This is a genomic window from Pseudomonas sp. ZY71 (genome assembly GCF_036542145.1).
GTDB lineage: Bacteria > Pseudomonadota > Gammaproteobacteria > Pseudomonadales > Pseudomonadaceae > Aquipseudomonas > Aquipseudomonas koreensis_A.
The window spans coordinates 1,870,536-1,887,679 of record NZ_CP144274.1; the positions used below are offsets into that span (position 1 = coordinate 1,870,536).

Genomic DNA, 17,144 nt, shown 5'->3' on the forward strand with positions numbered 1-17,144 from the left:
CGCCTTCGCGCACCTGAAACCGAATTTAAGGAACTACAGATAATGGCTATCGAGATCAAAGCCCCCACTTTCCCGGAATCGGTTGCCGATGGCACCGTTGCCACCTGGCACAAGCAACCGGGCGACGCCGTCAAGCGTGACGACCTGATCGTCGACATCGAAACTGACAAAGTCGTACTGGAAGTTCTGGCTACCGCCGACGGCGTGCTGGGCGCAATCGTCAAGAATGAAGGCGACACCGTTCTGTCCGACGAAGTGCTGGGCTCCATCGAAGCGGGCGGCGCTGCTGCCGCTGCTCCAGCCGCCGCTGCTGCTCCGGCCACTGCTGCCGCTGCACCGGCTGCTGCCGAAGGCGAAGACGATCCTGTTGCTGCTCCTGCTGCGCGCAAGCTGGCTGAAGAAAACGGCATCAACATCGCTTCCGTTGCCGGCACCGGCAAAGGCGGTCGTGTGACCAAGGAAGACGTGGTGGCTGCTGTTGCTGCCAAGAAAGCCGCTCCGGCTGCCGCGCCTGCCAAGGCTGCTGCTCCATCGGCTGCTGCTCCTGTGTTCGCTGCTGGCGACCGCATCGAGAAGCGCGTACCGATGACCCGCGTTCGTGCCACCGTGGCCAAGCGTCTGGTTGAAGCACAGTCGAACATGGCGATGCTGACCACTTTCAACGAAGTCGACATGACTGAAGTCATGGCCCTGCGTTCGAAGTACAAGGACCTGTTCGAGAAGTCCCACAACGGCGTACGCCTGGGCTTCATGTCGTTCTTCGTCAAGGCTGCTACCGAAGCGCTGAAACGCTTCCCGGCTGTCAACGCGTCGATCGACGGCGGCGACATCGTTTACCACGGCTACGCGGACATCGGCGTTGCCGTTTCCAGCGATCGTGGCCTGGTGGTTCCGGTTCTGCGTAACGCCGAGCTGATGAGCCTGGCTGAAATCGAAGGCGGCATCGCCACTTTCGGCAAGAAAGCCCGTGACGGCAAATTGTCGATGGACGAGATGACCGGTGGTACCTTCACCATCACCAACGGTGGTACCTTCGGTTCGATGATGTCGACCCCGATCGTCAACCCGCCGCAGGCAGCGATTCTGGGCATGCACAACATCATCCAGCGTCCTATGGCCATCAACGGTCAGGTCGTTATCCGTCCGATGATGTACCTGGCACTGTCCTACGATCACCGTCTGATCGATGGCAAAGAAGCTGTGACCTTCCTGGTGACCATCAAGAACCTGCTGGAAGATCCGGCTCGTCTGTTGCTGGATATCTGATAGAAGCAGTCGCGGGCTTCAAGTTTCAAGCTGCAGGAAAGGGCAGCTTGGCTTGGAGCGCGCGGCTTGAAGCTTTTCGCTAAAGAGGATTTTTTGAATGTCGCAGAAATTTGACGTAGTAGTGATCGGTGCTGGCCCTGGTGGCTACGTGGCTGCCATCAAGGCCGCGCAGCTGGGTCTGACCACTGCCTGCATCGAGAAGTACACCGACGCAGAAGGCAAGCAAGCCCTGGGCGGCACCTGCCTGAACGTGGGCTGCATTCCTTCCAAGGCGCTGCTCGACAGTTCCTGGAAATACAAGGAAGCGAAAGAAAGCTTCAACGTTCACGGTATCTCGACCGGCGAAGTCAAGATGGACGTCGCTGCGATGGTTGGCCGCAAGGCTGGCATCGTCAAGAACCTGACCGGCGGCGTTGCCACCCTGTTCAAGGCCAACGGCGTTACTTCGATCCAGGGTCACGGCAAACTGCTGGCTGGCAAGAAAGTCGAAGTCACCAAGCCAGACGGCTCGGTTGAAGTCATCGAAGCGGAAAACGTCATCCTGGCTCCAGGTTCGCGTCCGATCGACATTCCACCGGCTCCGGTCGATCAGAACGTCATCGTCGATTCGACTGGCGCTCTGGAATTCCAGACCGTACCTAAGCGTCTGGGCGTGATCGGCGCTGGCGTGATCGGCCTGGAACTGGGTTCGGTGTGGTCGCGTCTGGGTTCTGAAGTGGTTGTCCTGGAAGCTCTGGACACCTTCCTGATGGCAGCGGACACCGCTGTTTCCAAGGAAGCGCTGAAAACCCTGACCAAACAAGGTCTGGACATCAAACTGGGCGCTCGCGTAACCGGCTCGAAAGTCAACGGCGACGAAGTCGTTGTGAACTACACCGATGCCAACGGCGAACAGACCATCACTTTCGACAAGCTGATCGTAGCCGTTGGTCGCCGTCCGGTGACCACTGATCTGCTGGCTTCCGACAGCGGCGTGACCCTCGACGAGCGCGGTTTCGTGCACGTTGACGATCACTGCGCGACCACCGTACCGGGCGTTTTCGCCATTGGTGACGTGGTTCGCGGCATGATGCTGGCGCACAAGGCATCCGAAGAAGGCATCATGGTTGTCGAGCGCATCAAGGGCCACAAAGCCCAGATGAACTATGACCTGATCCCTTCGGTTATTTATACTCACCCGGAAATCGCGTGGGTTGGCAAAACCGAGCAGGCCTTGAAAGCTGAAGGCGTTGAAGTTAACGTCGGCACCTTCCCGTTCGCCGCTTCCGGCCGTGCCATGGCCGCCAACGATACCGGTGGTTTCGTCAAGGTCATCGCTGATGCCAAGACTGACCGCGTATTGGGCGTGCACGTGATCGGCCCGAGCGCTGCAGAACTGGTTCAGCAGGGCGCGATCGGTATGGAATTCGGCACCAGCGCTGAAGACCTGGGCATGATGGTTTTCTCCCATCCGACCCTGTCTGAAGCCTTGCACGAAGCTGCTCTGGCTGTGAATGGCGGCGCCATCCACATTGCCAATCGCAAGAAGCGTTAAGACACAATAAGAAACCACGGCGGTAACGGCCCGTCGTGAGCCTTGCGAGCAAGTCTCACCGCGGAATGTCCGCTGGACGCAGTCTTGCGTAGCTCAGCTACGCAAGCAGCAGTCACAGGTGGCGCGGCACTCAAACGAGCGCAGCGCCGAATGCGCAGTACCTAACGAAGACGGTAAAAAGCATGAATCTTCACGAGTATCAGGGTAAGCAGCTGTTCGCTGAATACGGCCTGCCAGTTTCCACTGGTTACGCAGTAGACACCCCGGAAGCAGCAGCAGAAGCTTGCGACAAAATCGGCGGCAGCGAGTGGGTTGTCAAAGCCCAGGTCCACGCCGGTGGTCGCGGTAAAGCGGGCGGCGTCAAGCTGGTTCGCAGCAAAGAAGACGCCAAAGCCTTCGCACAGCAGTGGCTGGGCAAGCGTCTGGTGACTTACCAGACTGACGCCAATGGCCAGCCAGTCACCAAGATCCTGGTTGAATCGTGCACTGATATCGCTAAAGAGCTGTACCTGGGCGCTGTCGTTGACCGTTCGAGCCGTCGCATCGTGTTCATGGCTTCCACCGAAGGTGGCGTGGACATCGAGAAAATCGCTCACGACACTCCAGAAAAAATTCTCAAGGCCACTATCGATCCACTGGTTGGCGCTCAGCCATTCCAGGGTCGCGAGCTGGCATTCCAGCTGGGTCTGGAAGGCAAGCAGGTTGCTCAGTTCGCCAAGATCTTCGTAGGTCTGGCCAAACTGTTCAAGGATCACGACCTGGCTCTGCTGGAAGTGAACCCGCTGGTGATCAAGGCTGACGGCGATCTGCACTGCCTGGACGCCAAGATCAACATCGACGCCAACGCAATGTACCGTCAGCCTAAGCTGAAGACTTTCCACGATCCGTCGCAAGACGATCCGCGCGAAGCGCACGCTGCCAAGTTCGAACTGAACTACGTAGCACTGGAAGGCAACATCGGCTGCATGGTCAACGGTGCTGGCCTGGCCATGGGTACCATGGACATCGTCAACCTGCATGGCGGCAAGCCAGCCAACTTCCTCGACGTAGGTGGTGGCGCTACCAAAGAACGCGTAACTGAAGCGTTCAAGATCATCCTGTCCGACACCAACGTCGCTGCAGTACTGGTCAACATCTTCGGCGGCATCGTTCGCTGCGACATGATTGCCGAAGGCATCATCGGCGCTGTGAAAGAAGTCGGCGTGAAAATCCCGGTTGTTGTTCGCCTTGAAGGCAACAACGCTGAGCTGGGCGCTAAAGTACTGGCAGAAAGCGGTTTGAACATCATCGCTGCTACCAGCCTGACCGACGCTGCTCAACAAGTTGTCAAAGCTGCGGAGGGCAAATAATGAGCGTCCTGATCAATAAAGACACCAAAGTTATCTGCCAGGGTATTACCGGTTCGCAAGGTAGTTTCCACACCCAGCAAGCCATCGAATACGGCACCAAAATGGTTGGTGGCGTTACTCCTGGCAAAGGCGGCACCGAGCACCTGGGTCTGCCAGTGTTCAACACCGTTAAAGACGCAGTAGAAGCCACTGGCGCTACCGCTTCCGTGATCTACGTTCCGGCTCCTTTCTGCAAAGATTCGATCCTGGAAGCGGCATTCGGCGGCATCAAGCTGATCGTCTGCATCACCGAAGGCATTCCTACCCTGGACATGCTGGACGCTAAAGTTAAGTGCGACGAGCTGGGCGTAGTCCTGATCGGCCCTAACTGCCCAGGCGTTATCACTCCGGGCGAGTGCAAGATCGGCATCATGCCAGGTCACATTCACTTGCCAGGCAAGGTCGGTATCGTTTCGCGTTCCGGCACCCTGACCTACGAAGCTGTGAAGCAGACCACTGACGCCGGTTTCGGTCAGTCGACTTGCGTCGGCATCGGTGGTGACCCGATCCCGGGTTCGAACTTCATCGACATCCTGAAGCTGTTCCAGGAAGACCCGAAGACCGAAGCGATCGTGATGATCGGTGAGATCGGCGGTTCGGCTGAAGAAGAAGCGGCTGCCTACATCAAGGCACACGTGACCAAGCCGGTTGTTTCCTACATCGCTGGTGTGACTGCTCCTCCGGGCAAGCGCATGGGCCATGCTGGCGCAATCATCTCTGGCGGCAAAGGCACTGCAGACGAGAAATTCGCTGCACTGCAAGACGCAGGCGTTAAAACCGTGCGTTCGCTGGCAGACATCGGCAAGGCCCTGGCCGAGCTGACTGGTTGGGCTGTCAAGTAAGCCTCGCGCTTAGCTGACGCTTCACCAAACAAAGGCCACCTTCGGGTGGCCTTTGTCGTTTCTGGCACCTGCGTCATCAGTGATATCGCCTTCGCGAGCAAGCTCGCTCCCACATTTGTACGCATTTCAATGTGGGAGCGAGCTTGCTCGCGAAGGCGATTTATAGACATCTACCCAATTACATGCAAAAACGCGACACGGAAACGTCGCGTATCGGATAGTTCGCCCTCTAACAGTGCGTTTACACGCCAAATTCGTTAGGCTAGCAGCCATTTTTGCGTCTGCCGCCCACAAGGCATGCAACGCGCTTTAAGGGTCAGTCCCATACGGATCGACAGCATTTCCCTAATTACACAGGGCAATCCCCCTCTAAATTCCGATTCAGTAGTGTGGTATTACCTTAATGAAAGTTTTGAAAGGTCAGGACATCCTGGCACTTGGTTTTATGACGTTTGCTCTGTTCGTCGGGGCTGGCAACATCATTTTCCCGCCTATCGTTGGCTTGCAGGCCGGACCTCACGTCTGGATGGCCGCGCTGGGCTTTCTGATCACCGCAGTGGGTTTGCCGGTGATCACTGTCGTTGCACTGGCCAAGGTCGGTGGGGCGATGGATGCGCTGAGCAGCCCGATCGGCAAGATCGCTGGCGGCATTCTCGCGGCTGCGTGCTACCTGGCAGTCGGCCCGTTGTTCGCCACCCCGCGTACCGCAACCGTATCCTTTGAAGTAGGCTTGGCGCCGTTGACCGGCGAAAGCCCGTTGGCACTGTTCCTCTACAGCTCGGTGTACTTCCTGCTGGTGTTCTTCATCTCGCTCTACCCTGGGCGCTTGCTGGACACCGTTGGCCGCTTCCTCGCGCCGCTGAAAATCATCGCGCTGGCAGTCCTCGGCATCGCTGCATTCGCCTTGCCGGCGGGTGACATCGGCCACGGTACGCCGGAATACGTGGCGGCACCGTTTTCTCAAGGGTTCATCAATGGTTACCTGACCATGGATACCCTCGGAGCACTGGTGTTCGGCATCGTCATCGTTAACGCGATCCGCTCCCGTGGCGTCGAGTCGCCGGCGCTGATCACCCGTTACGCGATCATCGCTGGCCTGATTGCCGGTGTCGGTCTGGCGCTGGTGTATATCAGCCTGTTCCGCCTCGGTTCCGGCAGCCACGAAGTGGCCGTGGGCGCGACCAACGGCGCGGCGGTACTGCACGCGTATGTGCAACACACCTTCGGTTCGCTGGGCAGCGGTTTCCTCGCGGTACTGATCTCGCTGGCGTGTCTGGTGACGGCGGTCGGTCTGACTTGTGCGTGTGCCGAATACTTCAGCCGTGTGCTGCCACTGTCCTACAAGACCCTGGTGATCATTCTGGCGGCGTTCTCGCTGCTGGTATCCAACCTGGGCCTGACCAAGCTGATTGCCTTCTCGATTCCGGTGCTGACCGCAATCTATCCGCCGTGCATCGTGCTGGTGGCGCTGAGCTTCTGCAAAGACTTCTGGCATGAGCACGGCCGCATTCTCGGCCCGGTGATGCTGGTGTCGTTCGTCTTCGGCACCATCGACGCGTTGAAAGGCGCCGGTCTGGCCGACTGGATGCCATCGCAAATGTCGCACCTGCCACTGAGCGAGCAGGGCCTCGCGTGGCTGGTGCCGTGCGTGATGACCCTGGTGGTTGCAGTGGTTTGCGATCGCCTGCTGGGCAAGCGCAGCGAAGCGGTCGCCTGACGTTGTCTGACCCGCCAAAAGCGGGTCTTCAACGCTTAAACAGAAATGCCCCGTATCAATCGATACGGGGCATTTTTTATGCGCGTCAGGCAGTGTCTTTTTCCCTGAGCTAACGTCGAAGGGTTGCCTAAATCTCAATGTGGGAGCGAGCAAGCTCGCTCCCACAAGTAATCAGTGCGTGTACACACCTCACAAGGAATTGCATGTCGTTCATCCAAGCCAACCTGATCCACCTGCTCGCGGCCGTCTGGTTTGTCATCTGCTGGGGCGGTTATACCCGTTATGCCTCCTGGAAGGGCCGCGATACAGCGTGTCTGGCGAGCGTACTGCACCTGTACCGCGAAGACTGGATGCGCCGCATGTTGCTGCGTGACAACCGCATCGCCGACGCCAGTGTGATCGGGAATCTTGAGCGTAACGCCTCGTTCTTCGCCTCGAGCACGCTGATTATTCTCGCCGGTATTCTCACTGTGCTTGGCGCGTCGGAGCGGGCAGTGTCGTTGCTGGCAGATATTCCGATGGTGCAACAGGCGTCGCAGGGCATGTCGGAGATCAAGTTGCTGTGTCTGGCGATGGTGTTCGTCTATGCCTTCTTCACTTTCAGCTGGTGCATGCGTCAGTACAACTTTGCGGCGGTTTTGGTCGGCTCGGCGCCAATGATCGGTGAGCGACATGTCTCCGAACAGGAGCGCAAGGCGTTCGCTGCGCGGGCGGCGCGAGTGATTTCGATGGCGGCCAACCAGTTCAACTTCGGGCTGCGCTCATACTACTTCGGCATGACCATGCTCGCGTGGTTCGTCAGTCCGTGGCTGTTCATGCTAATGAGCGCCGGTGTGGTATTGGTCCTGTACCGCCGCGAGTTTCATTCCGACGTTCTCGATGTCATGGTCTATACCCCTACAGAAGCCCCCCTTCCTGAAACAAACAAAGAGGTCGCTTGATGAGTATTCCGTTCTGGTGTGTGTTTATCACTGCGCTGTTGATTTACATCGCGCGTATGCCGGTGGGCAAGGCGATGAAAGAGCAGGGCGGTTACAACAACCACTTGCCGCGCCAGCAACAAGCGCAACTGACCGGCTACGGCGCGCGGGCGCTGGCGGCGCATCAGAATACGATTGAAGCGTTCATGTTGTTCGCGGTCGGTGTGCTGATGGCGCATACCACCCAGACGGCAGGATGGCTGATCGATACGTTGGCGATCATTTTCGTGATCGCACGGATCATCTACTTGTGGTTCTATCTCGCCGATCTTCCCAAGCTGCGCAGTCTGGCCTGGGTAGTTGGCATAGTGTGTTCGCTGTTGTTGATGATTAGTCCGACTTTTAGAACGGTCTTGCTCTAAGGCGACCTTGTCACTAAATGACAGGCAAAAGAAAACCCGCACTTGGCGGGTTTTCTTTTTTCTGCAGCAAAAAGCGAATTATTGCTTCTTGGCAGCTTCTTCTTGCGCGGCAGCGTTCGATTCAGCCTGAGCTTTGGCAGCTTCGGCGTTTTCTTTCGCAGCGTCGTTCACTTTATCCTGAGCTTTGTTCATGTCTTGCTGAGCTTGTTCAGCATGTTGGTTGGCATCTTGAGCTTTGTCCTCGGATTTTTTATCGCAGGCAGCGAGACCGAGGGAAGCGGTCAACATCAAGGCAATAGCTAAAGTCTTACGCATGGGGTGTTTCTCCTTATGGAAAATAACTACTGGCCTTAAGAGCTTGGCGCTACAGGTTAAGTTCCTCATTTGTTTCAGATATATAAGTTTGTTTTGCTACGGAACTTTTGGTCTGTTCGCTACTACTGGCCAATGGCTTTAACGAGAGTAATTATCATATGGGTGAAAACCCCGTTTTTGAGCGCGCGACGCGATTTCTTTCAGCGTTAAGACACTGCCAGGTACTTGGTTTGCGAGTACATGAAGCCTCCAGCGAAGGGCTTACGGTGATCCTGCCTTATAGCCCGCAAATCGTCGGTAATCCGCAGACTGGGGTCATTCATGGTGGCGCAATTACCTCGTTAATGGACACCGCTTGCGGGATGTCGACGCTCTGTGTGTTGCCGGAATTCGAAGTCTGCCCGACCCTCGATTTGCGCATTGACTATATGCACGCCGCCGAACCGAACAAAGACGTCTATGGCTACGCCCAGTGCTACCGGGTAACCACCGATGTGATCTTCGCTCGTGGTTTCGCCTATCAGGACGATCCCGAACAACCCATCGCCCACGTCGTCGGTACGTTCATGCGCATGGGCAAGGGCCTTAAAGGCACCAAAGGCTTCGGCGGCGCGATCAAGGGAGCAGGGCAATGAGCGATGATCTGAAACAGCAGTTGCAGCAGGCTCACGCTGAGGGCGACTACGCGCCGCTGTTGCAGTTGATTCCCTACGCCGGGCTGATCGGCATCGAATGCTCACGTGTCGGCGATGAATTGCTGTTCAAGCTGCCGGCGAACAAGGACAACATTGGTAACCCTTTATTGCCGGCGATTCACGGTGGGGTGATTGCCGGGTTCATGGAGTTGGCAGCCGCGCTGCATTTGTTGATTTTCACCGAGACCCCGGGCGTGCCGAAGATCATCGATTTCTCCCTTGATTACCTGCGCGCCGGGCAGTTTCGCGACACCTGGGCCAAGTGTCAGGTCTGCCGCCAGGGCCGGCGCGTGGCCAACGTCGCGATCACGGCCTGGCAAAGTACCGAAAGCGAACCGATTGCCACCGCGCGTGCACACTTCAAAATCGATGAGCCCTTGAAATCCTGAACAGCGCCCCAAACTCACAAGACAACCCGCCGCCGACCATTTCGGGTCGCGGCCACTGCCATCTGATTGGAGTTTGATGACCATGAGTGTGGAAACTCAAAAGGAAACCCTGGGCTTCCAGACCGAGGTAAAGCAGCTGCTGCACCTCATGATCCATTCGCTGTATTCCAACAAGGAAATTTTCCTTCGCGAATTGATCTCGAACGCCTCTGACGCTGTCGACAAGCTGCGCTTCGAAGCCCTGGCCAAGCCAGAGTTGCTCGAAGGTGGCGCTGATCTGAAAATCCGTGTGAGCTTCGACAAGGACGCCAAGACCGTCACCCTCGAAGACAACGGTATCGGCATGAACCGTGACGATGTGATCACCCACCTGGGGACCATCGCCAAATCCGGCACCGCTGATTTCATGAAGAACCTCTCGGGCGATCAGAAGAAAGATTCGCATCTGATCGGCCAGTTCGGTGTGGGCTTTTACTCCGCCTTCATCGTTGCCGACCAGGTTGACGTGTACTCCCGTCGCGCCGGCACCCCGGCCAGCGAAGGCGTGCACTGGTCGTCGAAAGGCGAGGGCGAGTTCGAAGTCGCCACCATCGACAAACCGGAGCGCGGCACCCGCATCGTTCTGCACCTGAAAGCTGCAGAAGACGAGTTTGCTGATGGCTGGCGTCTGCGCAACATCATCAAGAAGTACTCCGACCACATCGCTTTGCCGATCGAGCTGCCGAAAGAAGCTGCAGCTGCCGAAGGCGAAGAGGCTCCGGCCGTTGAGTGGGAAACCGTCAACCGCGCCAGTGCCCTGTGGACCCGTCCGCGCACTGAAGTGAAGGACGAGGAATACCAAGAGTTCTACAAGCACATCGCTCACGACTTTGAAAACCCGCTGGCCTGGAGCCACAACAAAGTCGAAGGCAAACTCGAATACAGCTCGCTGCTGTACGTGCCGGCCCGCGCACCGTTCGACCTGTACCAGCGTGAAGCGCCGAAAGGCCTGAAGCTGTACGTGCAACGCGTGTTCGTCATGGATCAGGCCGAGTCGTTCCTGCCGCTGTACCTGCGCTTCATCAAAGGCGTGGTTGATTCCAACGACCTGTCGCTGAACGTGTCGCGCGAGATCCTGCAGAAAGACCCGATCATCGATTCGATGAAGACCGCGCTGACCAAGCGCGTGCTCGACATGCTGGAAAAACTGGCGAAGAACGAGCCTGAGCAATACAAAGGCTTCTGGAAGAACTTCGGTCAGGTCATGAAAGAAGGCCCGGCCGAAGACTTCGCCAACAAAGAGAAAATTGCCGGTCTGCTGCGTTTCGCATCGACCAATGGCGACGAAGGCGAGCAGATCGTCGGTCTGGCCGACTACCTGGCACGCGCCAAGGAAGGTCAGGACAAGATCTACTACCTCACCGGCGAAACCTACGCGCAGGTCAAAAACAGCCCGCACCTGGAAGTCTTCCGCAAGAAAGGCATCGAAGTGCTGCTGCTGACCGACCGCATCGACGAGTGGCTGATGAGCTACCTCAGCGAGTTCGACGGCAAGACTTTCGTTGACGTGGCACGCGGTGATCTCGATTTGGGCAATCTGGACTCGGAAGAGGACAAGAAAGCCGCAGAAGAAGTCGCCAAGTCCAAAGAAGGTCTGGTTGAGCGTCTGAAAACCGCGTTGGGCGATTCCGTGGCTGAAGTTCGCGTATCGCATCGTCTGACCGATTCGCCGGCCATCCTGGCCATCGGCGAGCAGGATCTGGGTCTGCAAATGCGTCAGATCCTCGAAGCCAGCGGGCAGAAGGTGCCGGATTCGAAGCCGATCTTCGAATTCAACCCAAGCCACCCGCTGATCGAGAAACTCGATGGCGAGCAGAGCGAAGAGCGTTTTGGCGACTTGTCGCACATCCTCTTTGATCAGGCTGCGCTGGCGGCTGGTGACAGCTTGAAGGATCCGGCTGCTTATGTGCGCCGTCTGAACAAGCTGCTGGTTGAACTGTCGGTTTAATCAAGTCGTAGAAAAACCCGCTTCGGCGGGTTTTTTCATTCTGGGGTTTAACCAATCAGGAGTCAGAAATGAGCCAAGTCACTGTACGTTCCGTGGTCTATCAGATCGACGGCCAGCCCTATGAGGGTCGCCTGGCGTTCGACGCTGAGCACAAAGGTGCGCGTCCGGGTTTGTTGATGGCGCCGAACTGGATGGGCGTCAGCGCCGGTGCCGAAGAAATCGCCAAATCGGTGGCGGCCAAGGGCTACGTGGTGTTGATTGCTGACGTTTACGGTCAGGCTGTGCGTCCACAGAACGCCGATCAGGCTGGCGCGGCGATGATGCCGTTGAAGGAGGACCGTGCGTTGCTGCGCACGCGTATGCAAGCGGCGTTCGAGCAGTTGCAGAAGCAGGGTGAGGCGGCGGTTGATACGTCGAAACTGGCAGTGTTCGGTTTCTGCTTTGGCGGTTGCTGTGCGCTGGATCTGGCTCGCACGGGCGCGCCAGTGAAGGCAGCGGTGTCGTTCCACGGTACGCTGGATTCGCCGAACCCGGCGGATGCGCAGAACATCAAGGGCTCGGTGCTGGTGCTGCACGGTGCTTCCGATCCGTTGGTGCCGAAGGAGCAGTTGCCGGCGTTTGAAGACGAGATGAATGCGGCGAAGGTCGATTGGCAGTTGCTCAGCTATGGCGGTGCGGTGCACTCGTTTACCGATCCGCATGCCAATGTGCCGGGCAAGATGATGTACGACGCGAAGACCGCCAAGCGCGCGTTCAAGTCGATGCATGATTTGCTGGATGAAGTGTTCAAGGGCTGAAAAGCGAAGAGCCCCTCACCCTAACCCTCTCCCAGAGGGAGAGGGGACCGATTGGGGGATACTTGAGGGTAACGCCGACCTGAAAGGGCTGTGCTGAATCCATAGTCGCCAAGACTTTTCAGGTCAGCGTATAACCTGAGACATCTCGGTCGGCTCCCTCTCCCTCTGGGAGAGGGCTGGGGTGAGGGTACTGATGGTGGGTGCTCAACCAACGCGTCGACTTGAAAGTGTCTTGGTGAATCCATAATCGCCAAGATTTTTCAGGTCGATGTATGACGCAAGACACCTCGGTCGGCTCCCTCTCCCTCTGGGAGAGGGCTGGGGTGAGGGTACTGATGGTGGGTGCTCAACCAACGCGTCGCCTTGAAAGTGTCTTGGTGAATCCATAATCGCCAAGATTTTTCAGGTCGATGTATGACGCAAGACACCTCGGTCGGCTCCCTCTCCCTCTGGGAGAGGGCTGGGGTGAGGGTAAAGGCTTAACCTGGTAATTCAATCCGTTCAACTTCCCCCGGCACCGTCGGCCAATCCCCGGCCGCCCATTTGCGCCGCGCTTCATCAATCGCCGCTGGATCACTCGCCACAAAATTCCAGTTGATCCGCCGAGGCCCGTCCAATGGCGCGCCGCCAAATACCACCGCGTGCACATCACTGTCGGCAAACAAACTCATCTCTTCCCCAGCCGGCAACACGACCAGCGCATGCGGCTCAATCGCCTCGCCATTCAACTGCGCATCCCCACTCAACACATACACCGCACGTTCTTCATGCTCGGTCGGAATCAGCAGGGTAGTCGCGGTTTGCATCTGCACTTCGGCATACAACGTAGGAGAAAGCACCGGCACCGGCGATTCCAGGCAAAAGCCTGACCCGGCAATCATGCGAATCTGTACGCCGAGGTTATCGCTGACCGGCAGTGTCGCCGCCGGGTGATGGCTGTAATGCCCGGGACCTTGTTCATGATCCTTGGGCGAGGCCAGCCAGATCTGCAAGCCGTGCATGGTGAAGCTCTGGTCCCACAACGGTTCCGGCGTGCGCTCGACGTGTGCAATCGCGCCGCCGGCGGTCATCCAGCTGACATCTCCAGCGCTGACCACCTGGTCCGAGCCAAGGCTGTCCTTGTGCAGGAGTTGGCCTTCAAACAAATAGGTGAGTGTCGACAGACCGATGTGCGGGTGCTGTCGGATGTTCATGCCTTTGCCCGTCGGATAAACCGTCTCGAGCATGTGATCAAAAAACACGAAAGGCCCGACGCTGCGGCATTTGGCTGACGGCAGCGGGCGCAGAATCGGCTGGCCTTCGACGTCTTCGGCGCGCGGGCGAATGATCAGAGGTTGCGTGTCCATGGTGCATTCCAGGCTGAGCGGGTGATGCCAGAAGCATAACCCGCCGCTGGCATCAGGAGGATTACTGGCTATCGAAGCCTTGCGGGGCGTGGGTTTCGATGCTGACGTCGGTGGTGGTCATCAGCTTGTGAATCGGGCAGCGATCGGCAACGCGCAGCAGTTCCTCGCGCTGGGCGTCGGTGAGCACGCCTTTCAGGGTGAGGGTGACGTGCAAGACGTATTTGCCTTTCTGCTCTTCGCTGTTGTCGCGTTTGACATCGACCCCGACGCCGGTCAGCGGGATGTCTTTCTTCTTCGCGTACATCTTCAGGGTCAGGGCTTTGCAGGCGCCGAGGGCCGCATCGAAATAATCATGCGGCTCGGGTGCCGAGCCTTCGCCGCCGGCGGATTTCGGTACGTCGGCAAACAATTCGTGATCATCAATCTGTACGGTGTGACGAAAACCTTCAGCGGAGACGGTATTGACGGTAACAGTCATGGGAACCTCACTGGCAGTAGGAAAAGTCGCTTCGATCAAAAAAGACCTTGCAGTTATAGAGCATTCCCACCGGTACGCGTTCCACTTTCCTGCGGGATGAACCCTTGTCGTCAGGGCAGGGTCTAGGCTAAGCCTACTTCCTGGAGATTACTTGTGTCCCTGTATCGTTTGAGTCTTGCCTGTTTGTTGGTATTTGCCGGCAACGTCAGCGCCCGCGAATACACCTACAGCGATGCGCACCTGCATTACGTGGATTTTTTCCAGGAAAGCGCAGGCATGGCGAAACTGCTGACAGCCATGCAGGACGGGTCCGTCGAGCATGTGATGATTTCTGGCATTCCGGTCGCCAAGAAGTGGCATGAGGACGAACCCAAGCGCCCGCGCTATTACGCCGGGGATGACGCTGATGCTTACTGGTATAGCGCGACCGACGTGATTGTTGCCGATGCGGTGCAAAAGCTGAGCGCAGAACAACGCCCGTACTTTCATCCGTTTCTTTCCGGCTTCAACCCCAACGACAAGAACTCCGCCGCACACATCCAGCGCATGCTCGATCTGTACCCGGGGCTGTGGCAGGGCATCGGCGAAGTGTTCACTCGTCATGACGATCTCACGGCGCTGACGTCCGGCGACACGCCGCGCGCCAACAACGAAGCCATGACCAAGATCTATCATCTGGCCGCCGAGAACGATCTGCCGGTGATGCTGCATTCGAACATCACTTCCAAGCGTGAGAGAAATCCGCTGTACCTGAAGGAAATCGAAGAACCGCTGCGTCATCACCCGCACACGCGATTCATTTGGGCGCACGCCGGCACCAGCGCAGAAATCCATCGGCATCAGACCCAGCTGAATTTCCTGTTGCCTACGCTGACACGCCTGCTTGAGGCGTATCCCAATCTGTTCATCGACTTGTCATGGAGCATGCTCACGCCGTATCTGCTGGACGAGCAGGGCAAACCGCGTCCGGAATGGCTGGCGCTGGTCAAGAAATACCCAGAGCGCTTCATGCTGGGTTCAGACGTAGTCGGGCGATTCAACAAACTCGGTGAGGAAATGCACAGCTTCAAGCCATTCCTCGATGCGTTGCCCGAGGACGTTGCGAAAAAAGTCGCTCGGGATAACTTCCTGGCGATCTTGCCGCGAACGGTGCTCAAGTCCGAGAAAACTACGCTGAATCGTTAATGCCAACGGTTCGAAGGATCAAGGCCTTTTGATATCGCCTTTTCGTCTTACGCATTTTTCCGCGGGGCCGATACCTTCTAAAGCAACCAGCTGCAGGGTTGATGCAGCGCTTTTGGAAGGAACCAGAGCAATGAGTATCCGTAGTCTCAATATTGCCCCGCGCGCAGGCCTCGGTTTTGGTCTGTTGGCGCTGATGGTATTTGCCCTTGGGGCGTTCGCTTTATTGCAAATGTCGAACATGCGCGCGCAGTCCGACGAGGTTGATAACAATTGGCTGCCGAGTGTGATGGCGGTCGGTGAGATGAGTCAGGACATGTTGCGCCTGCGGGCGTTGACCATGCGCCTGTTGCTCAATCGGGATCCGCAGGCGCTCGAACAGAACGTTGCCAAACTCAATGAACTACGCGGAGTGCTCAGTGAGGCCCAGCAGCGATATGACGTGCTGATCGTGTTGCCCGAGGAGCGCAAACTGTTTGATCGCTTCAAGGTTGCCGAGCACCAGTATCTGGAGTTTCAGGCACAGGTCATGCAGTTGTCGGCGCAGAATCGGGTCGAGGAGGCCGCGACCATTCTCAATGGGCAGATGAGTCCCTTGGCCGATGAAATCGCAGTGCTCTTACGCGAGCTGGTTGAGCTGAATAAACACAATGCCAATCTCGCCACCGAAGCAGCGCGGCTGGTGTTTACCAGTTCGCGGGTGTGGGTCGGCGTGATGATCGGTGTCACTGCGCTGATTACCATCGGCCTGGCCCTGCTGCTGACGCGCAGCATCGTGCTGCCGCTGGCGCAATCGTTGGGTGTCGCCGAGGTGGTGGCCGGTGGTGATCTGACTGGCGATATCAACATCAGTGGCAAGGACGAGCCGGCGCGACTGCTGCACGCGCTCAAGAGCATGCAGCACAACCTGCGCGACACGATTCGGCAAATCTCCGAGTCCTCCAGTCAATTGGCCTCGGCGTCGGAAGAGCTGAGTTGCGTTACGGAGGATGCAACGCGCGGGTTGCACCAGCAGAGCCTGGAAATCGAACAGGCGGCTACGGCGGTCAATCAGATGACGGCTGCAGTGGAGGAGGTTGCCAGCAATGCCGTGGCCACGTCCGAGGCCTCTCGTGAATCCGATCGTATTGCCCAGCATGGCCGGGAACAGGTGCATCAAACGGTGTTGTCCATCGAATCGCTTGCCGATGATGTGACGGCCAATGCCAGCCAAGTAGAAGATTTGGCGCAAAAGGTCTACAGCATCAGCAAAGTGCTGGATGTGATTCGCTCGATTGCCGAGCAGACCAATTTGCTCGCTTTGAATGCTGCGATCGAGGCAGCGCGGGCCGGGGATGCCGGGCGCGGATTTGCGGTGGTGGCCGATGAGGTGCGCGCACTGGCGCATCGTACACAGCAGTCGACTCAGGAAATCGAGCAGATGATCGGCGGGATTCAGCAGGGCACTGATTCGGCGGTCAGTTCGATGCAGCAGAGCAATGTGCGGGCGCGCTCAACATTGGAACTGGCCAAGGCTGCTGGTGTGGCGCTGGAGGAAATCGCCTCCGCGTTTACCTTGATCAACGAGCGCAATCTGGTGATCGCCAGTGCTTCGGAGGAGCAGGCGGCAGTGGCGCGCGAGGTGGATCGCAATCTGATGAACATTCGTGATCTGGCGATGCAGACCTCGGCGGGGGCCAATCAGACCAGTGCGGCGAGTCAGGAGTTGTCGCGGTTGGCGGTGGATTTGAACAGCATGGTGGCGAAGTTTTCGGTTTGAGTGTGTGGTGAACCTGAGGCTGCCCTCACCCTAACCCTCTCCCAGGGGGAGAGGGGACTGACCGTGGGAGATTGGCGAGTTACGCCGACCTGAGTGTTCTTTGGTGA

General features: G+C 57.6%; 16 protein-coding genes. 13 read left to right on the forward strand and 3 right to left on the reverse strand.

Translation table 11 applies throughout. From position 1 onward, the window contains the following. The first annotated feature begins 42 nt into the window (after window positions 1-42). The 7 genes from odhB (at window position 43) to VY732_RS08360 (ending at window position 8,089) form a co-directional block, all read left to right on the forward strand. Window positions 43-1,266, forward strand: a complete 1,224-nt coding sequence (gene odhB / locus VY732_RS08330) for a 2-oxoglutarate dehydrogenase complex dihydrolipoyllysine-residue succinyltransferase (RefSeq protein ID WP_123592697.1) — start codon at window positions 43-45, stop codon at window positions 1,264-1,266. Window positions 1,267-1,363: 97 nt separating this feature from the next. Further along, a complete protein-coding gene (gene lpdA, locus VY732_RS08335; RefSeq protein ID WP_053118492.1) occupies window positions 1,364-2,800 on the forward strand; it encodes a dihydrolipoyl dehydrogenase in 1,437 nt (478 codons plus the stop codon). Window positions 2,801-2,982: 182 nt separating this feature from the next. Continuing rightward, a complete protein-coding gene (gene sucC / locus VY732_RS08340; protein WP_007919879.1) occupies window positions 2,983-4,149 on the forward strand; it encodes an ADP-forming succinate--CoA ligase subunit beta in 1,167 nt (388 codons plus the stop codon). Further along, window positions 4,149-5,030 carry a succinate--CoA ligase subunit alpha gene (gene sucD, locus VY732_RS08345; RefSeq protein ID WP_008082972.1) on the forward strand — a complete coding sequence of 294 codons (882 nt, stop codon included), beginning with the start codon at window positions 4,149-4,151 and terminating at the stop codon, window positions 5,028-5,030. Before sucC ends, sucD begins: the two co-directional genes overlap by 1 nt. A 403-nt stretch (window positions 5,031-5,433) precedes the next feature. Then, window positions 5,434-6,747: a branched-chain amino acid transport system II carrier protein gene (gene brnQ, locus VY732_RS08350; RefSeq protein WP_077571708.1), complete on the forward strand. Its 1,314-nt coding sequence runs from the start codon at window positions 5,434-5,436 to the stop codon at window positions 6,745-6,747. 203 nt (window positions 6,748-6,950) lie between these two features. Next, window positions 6,951-7,688, forward strand: coding sequence for a DUF599 domain-containing protein (locus VY732_RS08355; protein WP_077571709.1), 738 nt, complete (start codon window positions 6,951-6,953; stop codon window positions 7,686-7,688). After that, entirely contained in the window at window positions 7,688-8,089 is a 402-nt protein-coding gene (locus VY732_RS08360) for an MAPEG family protein (protein ID WP_077571710.1), read from the forward strand. The genes VY732_RS08355 and VY732_RS08360 overlap by 1 nt, the downstream gene beginning before the upstream one ends. 78 nt (window positions 8,090-8,167) lie before the next feature. Here the strand turns inward: VY732_RS08360 and VY732_RS08365 are convergent, their stop codons facing one another. After that, entirely contained in the window at window positions 8,168-8,404 is a 237-nt protein-coding gene (locus VY732_RS08365) for a hypothetical protein (RefSeq protein WP_007959016.1), read from the reverse strand. Window positions 8,405-8,562: 158 nt separating this feature from the next. Here VY732_RS08365 and VY732_RS08370 point away from each other — a divergent pair, with 158 nt between their 5' ends. The 4 genes from VY732_RS08370 (at window position 8,563) to VY732_RS08385 (ending at window position 12,272) form a co-directional block, all read left to right on the forward strand. After that, the gene (locus VY732_RS08370) at window positions 8,563-9,039 is read left to right on the forward strand and encodes a PaaI family thioesterase (protein ID WP_331695161.1); all 477 of its coding nucleotides are present in this window, start codon (window positions 8,563-8,565) and stop codon (window positions 9,037-9,039) included. Then, entirely contained in the window at window positions 9,036-9,488 is a 453-nt protein-coding gene (locus tag VY732_RS08375) for a PaaI family thioesterase (RefSeq protein ID WP_331695162.1), read from the forward strand. The genes VY732_RS08370 and VY732_RS08375 overlap by 4 nt, the downstream gene beginning before the upstream one ends. Before the next feature lie 82 nt (window positions 9,489-9,570). Further along, window positions 9,571-11,475: a molecular chaperone HtpG gene (gene htpG, locus VY732_RS08380; RefSeq protein ID WP_077572237.1), complete on the forward strand. Its 1,905-nt coding sequence runs from the start codon at window positions 9,571-9,573 to the stop codon at window positions 11,473-11,475. Between the two features lie 68 nt (window positions 11,476-11,543). Beyond that, the gene (locus VY732_RS08385) at window positions 11,544-12,272 is read left to right on the forward strand and encodes a dienelactone hydrolase family protein (RefSeq protein WP_331695163.1); all 729 of its coding nucleotides are present in this window, start codon (window positions 11,544-11,546) and stop codon (window positions 12,270-12,272) included. A gap of 479 nt (window positions 12,273-12,751) precedes the next feature. Here the strand turns inward: VY732_RS08385 and VY732_RS08390 are convergent, their stop codons facing one another. Continuing rightward, complete coding sequence (locus VY732_RS08390) at window positions 12,752-13,618, reverse strand: pirin family protein (protein WP_331695164.1); 867 nt, start codon at window positions 13,616-13,618, stop codon at window positions 12,752-12,754. Between the two features lie 61 nt (window positions 13,619-13,679). Continuing rightward, window positions 13,680-14,096: an OsmC family protein gene (locus tag VY732_RS08395; protein WP_007919858.1), complete on the reverse strand. Its 417-nt coding sequence runs from the start codon at window positions 14,094-14,096 to the stop codon at window positions 13,680-13,682. A gap of 153 nt (window positions 14,097-14,249) precedes the next feature. Here VY732_RS08395 and VY732_RS08400 point away from each other — a divergent pair, with 153 nt between their 5' ends. Then, window positions 14,250-15,281 (forward strand): amidohydrolase family protein, encoded by a 1,032-nt coding sequence (locus VY732_RS08400; protein ID WP_331695165.1) that lies wholly within the window; start codon window positions 14,250-14,252, stop codon window positions 15,279-15,281. Window positions 15,282-15,411: 130 nt separating this feature from the next. Further along, entirely contained in the window at window positions 15,412-17,037 is a 1,626-nt protein-coding gene (locus VY732_RS08405) for a methyl-accepting chemotaxis protein (protein WP_331695166.1), read from the forward strand. The last annotated feature ends 107 nt before the right edge of the window (window positions 17,038-17,144 follow it).

Coding starts and splice junctions, on each gene's coding strand:
- sucC (WP_007919879.1), top strand. CDS start 2,983: ATGAATCTTCACGAGTATCAGGGTAAGCAGCTGTTCGCTGAATACGGC.
- VY732_RS08375 (WP_331695162.1), top strand. CDS start 9,036: ATGAGCGATGATCTGAAACAGCAGTTGCAGCAGGCTCACGCTGAGGGC.
- lpdA (WP_053118492.1), top strand. CDS start 1,364: ATGTCGCAGAAATTTGACGTAGTAGTGATCGGTGCTGGCCCTGGTGGC.
- VY732_RS08370 (WP_331695161.1), top strand. CDS start 8,563: ATGGGTGAAAACCCCGTTTTTGAGCGCGCGACGCGATTTCTTTCAGCG.
- VY732_RS08385 (WP_331695163.1), top strand. CDS start 11,544: ATGAGCCAAGTCACTGTACGTTCCGTGGTCTATCAGATCGACGGCCAG.
- VY732_RS08365 (WP_007959016.1), bottom strand. CDS start 8,404: ATGCGTAAGACTTTAGCTATTGCCTTGATGTTGACCGCTTCCCTCGGT.
- brnQ (WP_077571708.1), top strand. CDS start 5,434: ATGAAAGTTTTGAAAGGTCAGGACATCCTGGCACTTGGTTTTATGACG.
- VY732_RS08390 (WP_331695164.1), bottom strand. CDS start 13,618: ATGGACACGCAACCTCTGATCATTCGCCCGCGCGCCGAAGACGTCGAA.
- VY732_RS08405 (WP_331695166.1), top strand. CDS start 15,412: ATGAGTATCCGTAGTCTCAATATTGCCCCGCGCGCAGGCCTCGGTTTT.
- VY732_RS08360 (WP_077571710.1), top strand. CDS start 7,688: ATGAGTATTCCGTTCTGGTGTGTGTTTATCACTGCGCTGTTGATTTAC.
- sucD (WP_008082972.1), top strand. CDS start 4,149: ATGAGCGTCCTGATCAATAAAGACACCAAAGTTATCTGCCAGGGTATT.
- htpG (WP_077572237.1), top strand. CDS start 9,571: ATGAGTGTGGAAACTCAAAAGGAAACCCTGGGCTTCCAGACCGAGGTA.
- odhB (WP_123592697.1), top strand. CDS start 43: ATGGCTATCGAGATCAAAGCCCCCACTTTCCCGGAATCGGTTGCCGAT.
- VY732_RS08395 (WP_007919858.1), bottom strand. CDS start 14,096: ATGACTGTTACCGTCAATACCGTCTCCGCTGAAGGTTTTCGTCACACC.
- VY732_RS08355 (WP_077571709.1), top strand. CDS start 6,951: ATGTCGTTCATCCAAGCCAACCTGATCCACCTGCTCGCGGCCGTCTGG.